At 71.1% G+C, this 13,723-nt stretch carries 14 protein-coding genes; 8 read left to right on the plus strand and 6 right to left on the minus strand.

Annotation, left to right across the window (positions count from 1 at the left end; genetic code table 11):
• Positions 1-273: 273 nt before the first annotated feature.
• Entirely contained in the window at positions 274-897 is a 624-nt protein-coding gene (locus tag ACFV9O_RS27605; RefSeq protein WP_385422373.1) for a DUF6230 family protein, read from the plus strand.
• 23 nt (positions 898-920) lie between these two features.
• Complete coding sequence (locus ACFV9O_RS27610) at positions 921-1,382, plus strand: DUF6114 domain-containing protein (protein WP_385422375.1); 462 nt, start codon at positions 921-923, stop codon at positions 1,380-1,382.
• On the opposite strand, the gene ACFV9O_RS27615 is transcribed toward ACFV9O_RS27610, so the two are convergent.
• Complete coding sequence (locus tag ACFV9O_RS27615) at positions 1,357-2,286, minus strand: LysR family transcriptional regulator (protein WP_385422377.1); 930 nt, start codon at positions 2,284-2,286, stop codon at positions 1,357-1,359. The genes ACFV9O_RS27610 and ACFV9O_RS27615 overlap by 26 nt on opposite strands.
• A gap of 70 nt (positions 2,287-2,356) precedes the next feature.
• Here ACFV9O_RS27615 and ACFV9O_RS27620 point away from each other — a divergent pair, with 70 nt between their 5' ends.
• A complete protein-coding gene (locus ACFV9O_RS27620; RefSeq protein ID WP_385422379.1) occupies positions 2,357-3,538 on the plus strand; it encodes a TDT family transporter in 1,182 nt (393 codons plus the stop codon).
• Here the strand turns inward: ACFV9O_RS27620 and ACFV9O_RS27625 are convergent.
• The 4 genes from ACFV9O_RS27625 to ACFV9O_RS27640 all read right to left on the minus strand — a co-directional run bounded on the left by ACFV9O_RS27625 (position 3,477) and on the right by ACFV9O_RS27640 (position 8,632).
• Positions 3,477-4,181: a helical backbone metal receptor gene (locus ACFV9O_RS27625; protein WP_385422381.1), complete on the minus strand. Its 705-nt coding sequence runs from the start codon at positions 4,179-4,181 to the stop codon at positions 3,477-3,479. The two genes, ACFV9O_RS27620 and ACFV9O_RS27625, sit on opposite strands and share 62 nt — an antisense overlap.
• Entirely contained in the window at positions 4,178-4,729 is a 552-nt protein-coding gene (locus tag ACFV9O_RS27630; protein WP_385422383.1) for a helix-turn-helix domain-containing protein, read from the minus strand. Before ACFV9O_RS27630 ends, ACFV9O_RS27625 begins: the two co-directional genes overlap by 4 nt.
• Positions 4,730-4,893: 164 nt before the next feature.
• A complete protein-coding gene (locus tag ACFV9O_RS27635) occupies positions 4,894-7,515 on the minus strand; it encodes an ABC transporter permease/substrate binding protein (protein WP_385422385.1) in 2,622 nt (873 codons plus the stop codon).
• Positions 7,508-8,632, minus strand: a complete 1,125-nt coding sequence (locus tag ACFV9O_RS27640; protein WP_385422399.1) for a glycine betaine/L-proline ABC transporter ATP-binding protein — start codon at positions 8,630-8,632, stop codon at positions 7,508-7,510. The genes ACFV9O_RS27635 and ACFV9O_RS27640 overlap by 8 nt, the downstream gene beginning before the upstream one ends.
• 290 nt (positions 8,633-8,922) lie before the next feature.
• Between ACFV9O_RS27640 and ACFV9O_RS27645 the strand changes: the two genes are divergently transcribed.
• Together ACFV9O_RS27645 and ACFV9O_RS27650 are read left to right on the plus strand one after the other, a co-directional pair.
• Positions 8,923-9,828 (plus strand): 5'-3' exonuclease H3TH domain-containing protein, encoded by a 906-nt coding sequence (locus ACFV9O_RS27645; RefSeq protein WP_385422401.1) that lies wholly within the window; start codon positions 8,923-8,925, stop codon positions 9,826-9,828.
• Positions 9,829-9,907: 79 nt separating this feature from the next.
• Positions 9,908-10,750: a siderophore-interacting protein gene (locus ACFV9O_RS27650; RefSeq protein WP_385422386.1), complete on the plus strand. Its 843-nt coding sequence runs from the start codon at positions 9,908-9,910 to the stop codon at positions 10,748-10,750.
• A 111-nt stretch (positions 10,751-10,861) separates the two neighbouring features.
• Here the strand turns inward: ACFV9O_RS27650 and ACFV9O_RS27655 are convergent, their stop codons facing one another.
• Positions 10,862-11,494 carry a MerR family transcriptional regulator gene (locus ACFV9O_RS27655; protein WP_385422387.1) on the minus strand — a complete coding sequence of 211 codons (633 nt, stop codon included), beginning with the start codon at positions 11,492-11,494 and terminating at the stop codon, positions 10,862-10,864.
• A 101-nt stretch (positions 11,495-11,595) separates the two neighbouring features.
• Here ACFV9O_RS27655 and ACFV9O_RS27660 point away from each other — a divergent pair, with 101 nt between their 5' ends.
• From ACFV9O_RS27660 to ACFV9O_RS27670, 3 genes are read left to right on the plus strand one after another with little or no spacing between them, the layout of a single operon-like run.
• Entirely contained in the window at positions 11,596-12,543 is a 948-nt protein-coding gene (locus ACFV9O_RS27660; RefSeq protein WP_385422389.1) for a hypothetical protein, read from the plus strand.
• A complete protein-coding gene (locus ACFV9O_RS27665; protein ID WP_385422391.1) occupies positions 12,540-13,010 on the plus strand; it encodes an ABA4-like family protein in 471 nt (156 codons plus the stop codon). Before ACFV9O_RS27660 ends, ACFV9O_RS27665 begins: the two co-directional genes overlap by 4 nt.
• A 40-nt stretch (positions 13,011-13,050) precedes the next feature.
• Positions 13,051-13,635, plus strand: coding sequence for a sigma-70 family RNA polymerase sigma factor (locus ACFV9O_RS27670; RefSeq protein ID WP_385422393.1), 585 nt, complete (start codon positions 13,051-13,053; stop codon positions 13,633-13,635).
• Positions 13,636-13,723 lie beyond the last annotated feature (88 nt).

Below are 13,723 nucleotides of genomic sequence, written 5' to 3' on the forward strand. Positions count from 1 at the left end.
AGGCCGCATGGGGCGTAGGGGGCCTGGTGTGCTTGCCTCCCCACGGTCTCCCCCCTCCCCCTTTGTCCTTTCTGCCTTCCGCGTCGGCCGCCTCCCGCCTCCGCCGCGGTGTGTCCTCCGCAAGCTGCGTCGGGGAGCCGATCACCCGTCTGCACGGCCTGACGTGCGGACGGAACGGGCGCCCGCCAGCCTGGGCTCAGTCACCCACCGATGGACGTCGCTTTCCGCTGCCCGGTACCGGCGGGCCCACCTCACTTGACCGGAGGAGACGCAATGTCGCGCGGCTTCGGCAGGACCCGCTGGAAGCGTTTCGCCGCCGTCCTGGTCCTGAGCAGCACGGCCGCCGCGGCTCTCGGTATCGGCATGGCCCAGGGGGCGCTCGCCGCGTCCTTCCTCATCTCCGGACGGAAGTTCCAGGTCACGGCGGACACGCTGGACGCTCGTGGACTCAGCATCTACGGCATGGTGGACGTGGCCAAGAACGGCACCCTCGTGCCCGTCGTGGTCAACGGCTTCCGCCATGCGAAGATCAGCGGCCTGTGCCAGTCCGTGGTGGTACCCATCCCGGTGCTGGGCCCGTACACGCTGAGGCTCACCGGTGGCAACGACGGCCGGGCCGTCGCGAAGAACCTGTTCATCGACGCGACGTCCGTGTCGGTCGGTCAGGCGGACCTGGACGAACTCGACATCGGAGTGGCGATCGGCGCGGTGACCAAGGGCCCGATCAACCCCGACGACCGGGACTCGCGGTTCTTCGATCCCGACGGCGTCGCCCAGCAGGCGGAGTCGGTCTCCCTGACCGACGTGCGGGTGACCGCGGTGGCGCTCTCGGCCGCCACGTTCAACATCCCCGACCTCAGGCTGCGCGTCGAGCAGGGCAACCGCGAGTGCCCCTGACCCCCCGGCACAGGGAACCACACGTGATCATCCAGCATCTCTTCCGCAAACGTCCGGACGTACGCACCACGATCGCCGGCAACGGAACGAGATTCCGGGCATGGCGCCGCGAACGACCCTTCTGGGCGGGACTGTTCACGCTCGCCGCGAGCCTGCCCATCGTCTATTTCCCGTACGTCCGCCTGAGCCTCAGCGGCATCCCCCTCGCCCTGTCCACGACGGCGGGCGCAGGGTCGCTGGTCATCGGGGTCCTGCTCCTCGTGCTGGGCTTCACCCTCTGGTTCCAGCAGCACGCGCGCGTGTTCGCCGGGATCACGACCCTGCTGCTCGCTCTCGTCTCCTTCCCCGTCGCGAACTTCGGGGGTCTGCTGCTCGGGCTGCTCTTCGGTCTCATCGGGGGCTCCCTGGCCTGTGCCTGGGCTCCGCCCACCGGACACGGCCCGGCCGACGGTCCGACGGCTACCCCGGAGCGGCCCGGCGGGTGAGCGCGAGGAGGTCGCGCGCCGGGCCTGCGGGGCGGTGGCCCGCGGGCCAGACCGCCCGCAGGTCGCGGCGCAGCGGGGCGCCCTCGACGGGCACGCGGACCAGCCGGCGGGAGGCGAGTTCCTCGGTCACCGCGAGTTCGCTCAGGACCGCCGGCCCCGCACCGCTGACCGCCGCCGCCTTCACCGCCGTCGTGGAGGCGAGTTCGAGGAGCGGTTCGGCGAGCCCCCCGTACGCCTCGAGGGACGAGTCGAGGACCTGCCGGGTGCCCGAGCCGCGTTCGCGCAGCACCAGCGAGGTCGCCGCCAGCTCCTGGGGCGGGAGCGGCGTGCGGCGCCGCGCCCATGCGTGCCCGGGCGCTGCCACCACGACGAGCCGGTCATGGCCGACGACCACCCCGTCGAGGCCGGCCGGCACCGCGAGCCCCTCGACGAAGCCGAGGTCGGCCTCGTCGCGCAGGAGCCGCTCCGCGACCGCCGCCGAGTTGCCCGCGAGCAGCGACACCGCCGTGCCCGGACGTCCCTCCCGAAGCGCGATGAGCCACCCCGGAAGCAGGTACTCCGCGATGGTCATGCTCGCCGCCACCCGCAGCCGCGAGTCCCTGCGCCCCCGCAGCGCCTGAGCGCCCGCGTCGAATGCCTCCGCCGCCTCCACGATCCGCCGCGCCCAGTCGGTGACGAGCGCCCCCGCGTCGGTGAGCCGGGAGCCGCGCGGCGAGCGTTCGAGAAGGGCGACGCCGAGCTGCCGCTCCATGGATCGGATCCTGCTGCTCGCGGCGGGCTGGGTGATGCCCAGCTCACGCGCCGAACGCCCGAGGCTGCCGTGCCGGGCGACGGCCAGCAGCAGTTCCAGCGCGCCGAGGTCGGGCACCCGGTGGGCCAGCAGGCCTTGTCGCTCTTCGCTCATAAAGCCAGCTTATGGGGGCATAGAAAAGACATCCCTGGTGGGAGCCCGTACGAAGGCAAAGGCTGGCCTCATGGTCCACGCCACGGTCACCGAGCCGCCGCCGCTTCCCGAGCCGCCCTCACCCTTCGCGCCGTCCCCGCTCCCCGCTCCCCGCTCGTTCCCCTCGCTCCGCGGACTCGGACCGAACTGGTACGCCACCGTGATGGGCACCGCGATCGTGGCCAACGCCGGTGCGGCCCTGCCGGTGCGGCCACCGGGGCTGCAGCCCGCGTGCGAGGCGGTGTGGGTGCTGTCCGCACTGCTGCTCGTGGCCCTGCTCGTCGCCCGCGCCGGCCACTGGATCCACCACCGCGACCAGGCCCGCGCACACCTGCTCGACCCCGCGGTCGCCCCGTTCTACGGCTGTCTCGCCATGGCGCTGCTCGCGGTCGGCATCGGCACGCTCTCGGTCGGGCCGGGCGTCGTCGGCGAGGGGACGGCGACCGTGGCGGGCGCCGCCCTCTTCGGCGTCGGCACGCTCACCGCGCTCACCGCCGCCGTGGCGATCCCGTATCTGATGATCACGCGCCGCAAGCTCGCCCCGGACAACGCATCGCCGGTGTGGCTGCTGCCCGTGGTGGCCCCGATGGTGTCCGCGGCGGCCGGCCCGATGCTGGTGGACCGGCTGCCCGCCGGTCCGTGGCGCGAGGCGATGCTGGTGGCCTGCTATGGAATGTTCGGGCTGAGCCTGCTGGCGGTGCTGGTGATCCTCCCGTTCGTCCTCACCCGGCTCGTCCGCCACGGTCCGCTGCCGCTCGCCCTCACCCCGACGCTGTTCCTGGTCCTCGGTCCGCTGGGCCAGTCGACGACCGCGGTGAACAAGCTCGCAGACGTGGCGCCGGCGGCCGTCTCGGCGCCGTACGCGAGCGGGCTGAGCGTCTTCGCGGTCGTCTACGGGGTTCCGGTGCTGGGCTTCGCCCTGCTCTGGCTGGTCCTGGCCGGGCTCATGGTGATCCGCGCGGCCCGCAGGGGGATGCCGTTCGCGATGACGTGGTGGGCGTTCACCTTCCCGGTCGGCACCTGTGTCACGGGCGCCGCGGGGCTGGCCGCCCACACGGGTCTGCTCACCCTGAAGTGGCTGGCGGTGGGGCTGTACGTGCTCCTCCTCGGGGCCTGGGCCGTGGCGGGGGTCCGTACGCTGCGCGGGCTGGTCAGCGGAGCGCTGCTCGCAGCGCCGCGGGCGCCGTCGCCAGCGACGGGCCGTACCACGTGAGCATGCGTCCGTCGACGAGCGCGGCGGGCAGTCCGGGGAAGGCCTCGGGCCCGTCGTCCGCGGTGAAGCGGTAGGGCTCGTCGGGCAGGACGACGAGGTCGGCGCCCGCCGCGTTGAGCTCGTCGAGCGGGATGCGGGGATAGCGGTCCGGGTGCCCGGCGTACACGTTCTCGACGCCGAGTCGGGCAAGCAGGTCCCCCGCGAAGGTGTCGCGGCCGAGGACCATCCAGGGCCGCCGCCAGACGGGCACGACCGCGCGCCGCACCTCGCCCGGCTCGACGGCCGCCCATGCCGCCTGCGCCTCGTCGATCCAGCGCGGCCGGCCCACTCCGCAGGCCCGCAGGACGCGCTCCAGTTCGATGAAGGCCTGCGGCAGTGTCCGCACCTCCGTGACGAGGACGTCGAGTCCGGCGGCGCGCAGGGCGGCGATGTCGGGGGCCCGGTTCTCCTCCTCGTTGGCGATGACGAGGTCGGGGGCGAGGGCGGTGATCGCGGGGAGGTCGGGGTTCTTGGTCCCGCCGACCCGGACCGCGTCGAGGTCCGCGGGGTGGCTGCACCAGTCGGTGACACCGGCCAGCAGTCCGGGCGCACTGACCGCGACGGCCTCGGTGAGAGACGGAACCAGTGAGACGACCCGCTTCACGGTCCGGGCTCGATGTGTTCGCGGACGGCGACGACGAGGAGGCGGGTGCCCGGCCTGGTGGCGCGCCACCGGTGGCGCACGCCTCCGGACAGATAGAGGGTGTCGCCCTTCTCCAGGCGGTAGGCACGGCCTTCGGCCTCGATCTCGGCCGCCCCGTCGGCGACGTACATGAGCTCGTCGTTGCGGTGCTGGTACTCCCGGTCCGCGTCCTGCTCCCCGGTGTACTCGACCGCGTGCAGCTGGTGGTGGCCGCGCACGAGGGACCGTACGCCCGCGACGGCGCCGGAGGCGGCGGGGTCGTCCGCGCGGACGACATCGACGATGCGGGCCGAGTCCGCGGCGGCCAGCAATTCGGCGGCGGTGGTCCCCAGCGCCTCGGCGACCCGCTGAAGGGAGCGCATGCTGGGCCGGGCCCGCTCGTTCTCGATCTGGCTGAGGAAAGGCACGGACAGGCCGCTGCGTTCGGCGACGGCGGCCAGCGTGAGGTCGAGGGCCTTGCGGCGTCTGCGGACGGCGGAGCCGACGCGGAGTGTTTCCTTGTCTGCCATGGCTGCGTTCCCTCCCTCCTTGTCTGTACCTTACGCAGATTCCGGGCACCGATTCGCACAGTTGTCACAGGCGCCCCAGAGCCTCGCCTGGGGTCCCCCCATCGGTGAGGGCCCCGCCACTGTATGTGACGGGGCCCTACCGGTGGGGGGAGAGGGATGGTCTTCTACTGAGGTGCCAGCCGGTCCACGATGCCCGGGTTCTGCTCCATCCAGGCCTTGACCGCTTCCTCCTCATGGCCCGTGCCGCGCTTCTGGATCTCGTTCTCCAGACCGGCGAGCTCCTTCTCGCTCAGCCTGAAGTCCTTGAGCCACTTCGTCAGCTGCGGGTACTGCTTCGGGAAGTCCTTGCTCGCGACCGTGTGGATGCGGTCGCCCTCGCCGAACAGCTTCTTCGGGTCCTGCAGCTTGGTCAGCCCGTACTCGCTGTAGGCCCAGTGCGGGGTCCACAGCATGACGGCGACCGGCTCCTTCTTCGCGTAAGCGCGCTTCAGCTCGGCGAGCATGCCGGGCGTGGAGCTGTCGACGACCGTGAACTCCTTGTCCAGGCCGTAGCCGGGCAGGACCTTGCTCTTGAGGATGTTCATGGTCTCGGTGCCGGGCTCGATGCCGATGATCCGGCCCTTGAACTCGCCCCCGCGGCCCTTGAGGTCCTCCAGGGAGTCGACGCCCTTCACGTACGAGGGGACCGCGATCTCCAGCGACGTCGGTCCGTACCACGATCCGATGTCGGTGAGCTTGTTGCCATAGGCGTCCCAGTACTTCTTCTGGGTGCTGGGCAGCCAGCCGTCGAACTGGGCGTCGATCTGGCCGCGGGACAGCGCGGTGTACATGGGACCGACCTCGAACTGCTTGAGGTTCATCCGGTATCCGCGCTCCTCGAGGACCGCCTTCCACAGGTAGGTGGCGGCGATGTCCTCCTCCCACGGGAACCAGGCGACGTTCAGGGCGCGTTCACGCTCGTCCTTGCCGTCCGCGGCCCTGCCGGCCTTGGCGACCGGGGTCCACTTGTCGGCGAGGCCGGGGTTGTCCTTCAGCCAGGCGCGGACGGCTTCCTGCTCCTTGCCCTTGCCGGTCGCCTGGATCTTCGCCTCGAGACCGGTGAGCTGCTCCTCGGTCATCGTGAAGTTCTTGAGCCACTTGCCGACCTGCGGGTTCTCGGCGGAGAAGCCCTTGCGGGCGAGCGTGTGGACGCCGTCGCCCTTGCCCCAGGTTCCCTTGGGGTCCTTGAGCTTCTTCAGGTCGTACGTGCTGTAGGCCCAGTGCGGCGACCACAGGGTGGTGACGATGGGCTCCTTCTTGTCGTACGCGCGCTTCAGCTCGGCGAGCATGCCGGGCGTTGAGCCGTCGACGACCTTGTACTCGCCCTCCAGGCCGTATTCCTTCAGGACCTTGTCCTTGAGGATGCCCATCATTCCGGCGCTCGGCTCGATGCCGATGATGCGGCCCTTGAAGGCGGACGCCTTGCCCTTGAGGTCGTCGAGGGAGTCGATGCCCTCCATGTACGCGGGGACGGACAGCTCCAGCGAGGTGGGGCCGTACCAGGAGCCCAGGTCCTCCAGCTTGTCCTGGTACTTGTCCCAGTACTGGGCGTGGGTGACGGGCAGCCAGGAGTCGGTCTGGAAGTCGATCTGGCCGCCGGCGAGGCCGGTGTAGAGCGAGCCGGCCTCGAGCTGCTTGGTGTCGACCTCGAAGCCGCGCTGCTCCAGCATCTCCTTCCAGAGGAAGGTGGAGGCGATGCCCTCGTCCCAGGGGATGTAGCCCATGGAGATCTTCTTGCCCTGGCCGACGTCCGAGGCGTCGGAGGTGCCGGCGGACTTGGCACCGCCGAAGATGCCCATGCCGCCCGCGACGAGCGCGAGGATCACGGCACCGGTGACGGCGACGACGGGCTGGGGGCGGTAGTTCCAGATCTTCATGCCGCCGGTCAGGGCCTTCGCCTTGGCGAGGGCGCGGCGGCCGAGCGGCGAGACCTGGCGGCCCAGCGCGCCGGTGATCCGGTCCAGGTACATGGCGAGGATGACGATCGAGATGCCCGCCTCGAAGCCGAGGCCGATGTCGACGTTGCCGATGGCGCGGTAGACCGCGCCGCCGAGGCCGCCGCCGCCGACCATGCCCGCGATGACGACCATGGACAGGCCGAGCATGATGACCTGGTTGATACCGGCCATGATCGTGGGCAGCGCGAGCGGCAGCTGGACGCGCAGCAGGGTGTTGCGCGGGGTCGTGCCGAAGGCCTCGGCGGCCTCGACGAGTTCCTTGTCGACCTGGCGGATGCCGAGTTCGGTCATCCGCACGCCGGGCGGCAGGGCGAAGACGATGGTGGCGATGATGCCGGGCACCACACCGACGCCGAAGAAGATGATGCCGGGGATCAGATAGACCATGGCCGGCATGGTCTGCATGAAGTCCAGGACCGGCCGCGTCACGGCGCTGACGGCCTTCGAGCGGGAGGCCCAGATGCCGAGCGGCACCGCGATCGCCAGGGTGACGATCGTGGCGACGAGGACGAGCGACAGGGTCGACATGGCGTCGTCCCACAGCTCGATCGAGTCGATCAGGGCGAATCCGGCGAAGGCGAGGACGCCCGCGAGCAGACCGCGCAGCCACCAGGCGGCGACGGCGAGGATGCCGGCGAAGAGCAGCGGCTGGGGCGCGGAGAGCGCCGCGTCGATGCCGTCGTACATGCCGGTGACGAGCTTGCTGATGGCGTCGAACAGCCAGGAGAGGTGGGACTGGAGCCAGTCCACACCGCTGTCGACCCACTGGCCGGGGTGGAGCCTAGGCATGGGCGGCCACCTCCTTCGGCCGCTGGGCCGGGACGGCGCACGGCACCGGCTCGCCGCGTTCGTCGCGCTCGTCGCCGACGACGCCGATCAGCCGGGACTGCGGGACGACGCCGACGACCTTGCCGGCCGCGTTCCTCACGGCCACGGGGTGCGGGACGCGGGCGCTGACCGCGCACACGTCGGCGACGAGGGTCTCGGGAGTGACGGTCTCGCAGTCGCAGTCGTCCACGTCGGGGCCCGGCTCGGTCATGACGGCCGCCGCGGTCAGGACGCGGGTGCGGTCCACGTCCTGGATGAAGGACGCCACGTAGTCGTTGGCGGGGCGCAGGAGGATGTCCTCGGCGGTGCCGAGCTGGACGATCCGGCCGTCGCGCATCACCGCGATCCGGTCGCCGAGGCGCATGGCCTCGTTGAGGTCGTGCGTGATGAAGACGATCGTCTTCTTGAGCCGCTTCTGGAGCTCGAGCAGCTGGTCCTGCATGTCGCGGCGGATCAGCGGGTCGAGGGCGCTGAAGGACTCGTCCATCAGCAGCAGATCGGCGTCGGTGGCGAGCGCGCGGGCGAGGCCCACGCGCTGCTGCATACCGCCGGAGAGCTCGTCGGGCCAGGACTTCTCCCAGCCGGCGAGGCCGCACAGCTCCAGCGCCTCGGCGGCGCGGCGCTCGCGCTCGGCACGGGCGACTCCCTGCACCTCCAGGCCGTAGGCGGCGTTCTCCAGCACGCTGCGGTGCGGGAACAGCGCGAAGTGCTGGAAGACCATGCTGATCTTGGTGGAGCGCACGGTGCGGAGGTCGCGGGCGCTCAGGGTGGTCAGGTCCTCACCGTCGAAGAGGACGCGTCCGGCGGTCGGCTCCAGCAGCCCGTTGAGCATGCGCAGCAACGTGGACTTGCCGGATCCGGAGAGACCCATGACGACGAAGATCTGACCGGGCTCGACGGTGAAGGACGCGTCGATCACCGCTGCGGTTGTTCCGTCGGCACGGAGTTCGTCGCGGCCGGCGCCGCTCTCGAGCTTCCGTACCGCCTCGTCGGGTCGTTTGCCGAACACCTTGTACAGGTGCTCGGCTTCAAGCCTGGACACATAGACCTCACGCGTTGAACCGAGAACGGCCCGCATCCCCCGCCTGCGGGCCGTGGAGCGGGCGGGTTCGGCCCGCTTACCCATGGTTTGCGCCCGGTTCCGGCCGAAGTGGCTGGTTGAGGGCGCAATGGGGTCCGCTCCGGCGTCGCGCCTGCCCGGGTATGCCGGGGGCAAACGGAAAGTGATCCAGTTCACGCGCAGGTCACCGACTGGTCGACTGGCCGAGGGGCACTCCCGGTGGGCGTGCCGAGGGCTGCCCCTGATGTCGCGTGCCGCGGGTCGCTGTCATCGGGGTGCGGCATCATCGGACTGTGACGCGACGCCTGATGCTCCTCGACACCGCATCCCTCTATTTCCGCGCATATTTCGGGGTCCCCGACTCCGTGCGCGCGCCCGACGGCACGCCGGTCAACGCCGTGCGCGGGCTGATCGAATTCATCACCAGACTGGTCCAGGACCACCACCCCGACGAGCTGGTGGCCTGTATGGACGCCGACTGGCGCCCGCACTGGCGGGTGGAGCTGATTCCGTCGTACAAGGCGCACCGGGTGGCGGTGGAGACCGAGACGGGCCCGGACGAGGAGGAGGTCCCGGACACGCTGTCCCCGCAGGTCCCGATCATCGAGGACGTGCTGGACGCGCTCGGCATCGCACGGGTCGGTGTCGCGGGGTACGAGGCGGACGACATCATCGGCACGCTCGCCGGGCGCGCGGCGGGGCCTGTGGACATCGTGACCGGCGACCGGGACCTGTACCAGCTGGTGGACGACGCGCGGGGCGTGCGGGTGCTGTACCCGCTGAAGGGCGTCGGGATGATGCAGGCCACGGACGAGGCGGTGCTGCGCGAGAAGTACGGGGTCGACGGGCCCGGGTACGCGGATCTGGCGCTGCTCCGCGGGGACCCGAGCGACGGGTTGCCGGGGGTGCCCGGCATCGGCGAGAAGACGGCGGCGAAGCTGCTCGCCACGTTCGGCGACCTGGCCGGGATCATGGCGGCCGTCGACGATCCGGCGTCCTCGCTGACGCCCTCGCAGCGCAAGCGGCTGGACGAGGCGCGTGCGTACGTCGCGGTGGCGCCGAAGGTGGTACGGGTGGCCGGTGACGTACCGCTGCCGGCTTTCGATCCGGCGCTGCCGAAGGAGGCGCGTGATCCGGAGCGGCTGGAGGAGCTGGCGGCGCGGTGGGGACTGGGCCGGGTCGTGCACCGCTTGCTGGTGGAGCTCAAGGCGTGATGTTAACTTAGGCAAGCCTAAGTCACGCGGCACGTCCGCGTATCGCACGCACACGCTCGCACGACCCTGGGAGACCGCCGTGGCAGAGAACCCCGCCCGCAAGGCACCGCAGGCCCATGAGGCGCAGGTGCTGCGTACGGAACGGATCACCCCGCACATGGTGCGCGTCGTGCTCGGCGGCGACGGCCTCGCCTCGTTCGGCACGGACGGATCGACGGACGCGTACGTCAAGGTGGTCTTCCCCGCGCCGGGCGTGACCTACCCGGAGCCCTTCGACATGGCCCGCATCCGCGAGGAACTGCCGCGCGACCAGTGGCCGACCAACCGTACGTACACGGTGCGGGCGTGGGACCCGGTCCACCGCGAGCTGACGATCGACTTCGTCGTCCACGGCGACGAGGGCCTGGCCGGCCCCTGGGCGGCGCGCGTCCAGCCGGGCGAGACGGTGCGGCTGCTGGGCCCCGGCGGGGGCTACGCCCCTGACGCCGCCGCGGACTGGCATCTGCTGGCGGGCGACGAGAGCGCCCTGCCGGCAATCGCCGCGGCGCTGGAGCAGATGCCTGCGGGCGCCGTCGTCCACGCGTTCGTGGAGGTGGCAGGGCCGGCGGAGCAGCAGAAGATCGCGACGCCGGACGGGGTCACGGTGACCTGGCTGCACCGGGGCGACCGGCCCGTGGGCGAGGCCCTCGTCGCGGCGGTCCGCGAGCTGGACTTCCCCGCCGGCGACGTCCACGCCTTCGTGCACGGCGAGGCGGGCGCGGTGAAGGAGCTGCGCCGCCTCCTCCGCCTGGAGCGGGGCGTCCCCGCCGCCCGGCTGTCGATCTCGGGCTACTGGCGCCTGGGCAAGTCGGACGAGGCGTGGCGCGCGATCAAGCGGGACTGGAACGCGCAGGTCGAGCGCGAGCAGGAGCAGGCTGCGTAAGGCCCCCTTTCCGGATCCACCCGGCTCGCACCCCCTGGCGCTCCCGCCCTGAGCGCTCCGGCGCGGGCGGGGATGTGCGCGGCGCGCCCCCCGGGGCGCGCCCCCACTGCGTCATTCCGTCTCGTACGTCCGGGCGGACGCGTCCACGTGCGCCATGCGCCTCAGCGCAGCCAGCATCGCCTCGCCCAGCACCGTCCCGACCACCGAGCTCTCCACCATGTCCTCGCGCGCCACGGAGCGCCCGACATAGGCCAGGTCGGCCCGCGCCGCCTTCTCCGCCGCGTCGGCGTAGTCGTCGAGGACCGCCTCCGCATAGCTGCCGTATCCGACGCGGTCCAGCGCCGCCAGTGCCGCAGCCAGCGCCTCCGACTGGCTGTCCTCGGCATCCATCTCCCAGCCCCGCCTCTCGATCAGGGCGGCCACCTTCGCTCGGGCCGCGATCATCGCGGCATCGGGATCCGCCTCGTAGCGCGGCACGAGCAGGTGCACCGCCTCTCCCAGGACCTTGTGCACCGACTGGCCGGGGTCGTCGATCGCCGCCAGCACTTCCCGGATCCCCGCGACCGAGAGCCCGCCGATGTCGAGCAGGGCCCGGATGAGGCGGAGCCGCCGTTCGTGCGTCTCGTCGTACGACGCCTGGTTCGGGCTCGACAGCCGGCCGGCGGGGAGCAGTCCCTCGCGTACGTAGTACTTGATCGTCGGAACGGACACTCCGGTCCTGCGACTCAACTCCCCGATGCGCACCGTGCATTCACCTTTCCGGCCTTGCCAACTCGACACCCCATCATAGATAGTTCCCCTATCGGATAGCGGAGAGTGCCACTATCCATTACGGGGGGTGTCCCATGTCTCTGTCCGCCTGGCACCGGCCACTGGTCGTCTTCTCGGGGGCCATGGCCGTCTTAGCGGTCGTCTCGGCGATCGGCCTCGTCGTGGACGACCGGGTCCTCGTCGGCTCGCCGATCTGGTTCAAGCCGTTCAAGTTCTCGGTGTCCTTCATCGCCTACTGCCTGTCGCTGGCCTGGATGCTGTCGCTGCTTCCCCGCGCCCGGCGCGTCGGCTGGTGGGCGGGAACGGTCATCACCGTGGCGAGCGTGATCGAGATGGCGATCATCGTGGGACAGGTGATCCGCGGGAAGCGCAGCCACTTCAACAACGAGACGCCCTTCGACTCACTGCTCTTCCAGATCATGGGCGGCACCATCGTGGTCCTGTGGGTCGCCATGCTCCTCGTCGCCGTCCTGCTCTTCCGGTCCCGGCTCGCCGACCGCGCGTCCGCCTGGGCCCTGCGGCTCGGCACGCTGATCGCCCTGGCCGGAGCCGCGATCGGATTCCTGATGACACAGCCCGCACCCGGGCAGAGCCGGGCCACCTCCGAGGTGGTCGGTGCGCACAGTGTCGGCGTGGCGGACGGCGGGCCGTCCATGCCACTGACCGGCTGGTCGACGACCGGCGGCGATCTGCGCGTCCCGCACTTCGTCGGCATGCACGCCCTTCAACTGCTGCCGCTCCTCCTGCTCGCGCTCCTCGCACTGGCCCCGCGCTTCCCCGCACTGCGCGACGAGCGGGTGCGGCTCCGGCTGGTACTCGTGGCCTCCGGTGCATACGCCGCCGTGTTCGTCCTGGTCACCTGGCAGGCGATGCGCGGCCAGCCCCTGATCCACCCCGACGGGGCGACGCTCGGCGCCGCGGCTCTGATCCTCGGCTGCGGCGCGGCCGCGGCGTACGCGTCCCTCCGCAGAGCCCCCGTTCCGACGCCCGAGCCCACGACCGAAAGGGAGTTCTCCGCATGACCACCGTCCTCTTCGAGGTGTCCTTCTGGCTCGCGGCACCGTTCTGGCTGCTGATGATCTTCGCACCGCGGTGGCGCTGGACCGCCCGGATCGCCGCGTCGCCACTGACCGCCGTACCGATCCTGCTCGTGTATCTCGGCCTCGCCGTCCCGGTCTTCCCGGAGCTGTGGACCGCTGTACGCGAGCCCGACCTCGAAACCTTCCGGGACCTGGTCGCACACGCGGACGGCGCCGGGGCCATCTGGGCACAGGTCATCGCCTGGGATCTCCTGATCGGGCAATGGATGTACCTCGAGGGGCGCCAGCTCGGTCTTCATCCGCTGCTGATGGGCCCGCTGTTGGTGCTCACGATCCTGCTGTCGCCGATCGGGCTGCTGGTGTTCCTGGCCCTGCGCGCGCTCCCGGGCCACCTGCCGGGCAAAAAGTTGGGCGCAAGTGCAGTCAAGGCGGGCTCCGGCTCCGTATAGCTCCGTATAAGAGAAGGAAGACCGGGCGAGGGGAGCGCGCGTGAGGGAAGCCGTACACATCGCAGGGGCACCACCGGCAGGTCCGGGGCTCGACGAACTGCTCGTACGGGTCGCGCGCGGCGACCAGGAAGCCTTCTCCCGGGTGTACGACGCGGTCTGCGGGCCCGTACTCGGTGTCGTGCGCAGCGTGCTGCGCGATCCGGCGCAGTCGGAGGAGGTGACGCAGGAGGTGCTGGTCGAACTGTGGCGTACGGCGGCGCGCTTCCAGCCGTCCCGGGGCTCCGCGATGACATGGACCCTCACCCTCGCCCACCGCCGCGCGGTGGACCGGGTGCGGTCCGCGCAGGCCGCCGCCGAGCGCGAGCAGAAGGCGGCCCGGCTCGGCGGGACGCCCGCATTCGACGACGTCGTCGAGCAGGTCGAGGCCCGGCTGGAGCGGGAGCAGGTACGCCGCTGTCTGCGCACCCTGACCGAGTTGCAGCGCCAGTCGGTGACGCTCGCCTACTACCGGGGGCTCGCCTACCGCGAGGTGGCCGAGTTGCTCTCCGTGCCGCTGGGCACGGTGAAGACCCGTATGCGCGACGGGCTGATCCGGCTGCGCGACTGCCTGGGGGTGAGCGCATGAGTTTCCTGAGTCAACCTCTATGCCGCCAGAGGCGTGTCGGCGGGCGTGCTGATCTTGTTGTTGGCCTGGTGGGTGACGGGGTCGTAGC

Origin of the sequence: Streptomyces sp. NPDC059909 (assembly GCF_042730885.1) — a bacterium.
GTDB lineage: Bacteria > Actinomycetota > Actinomycetes > Streptomycetales > Streptomycetaceae > Streptomyces.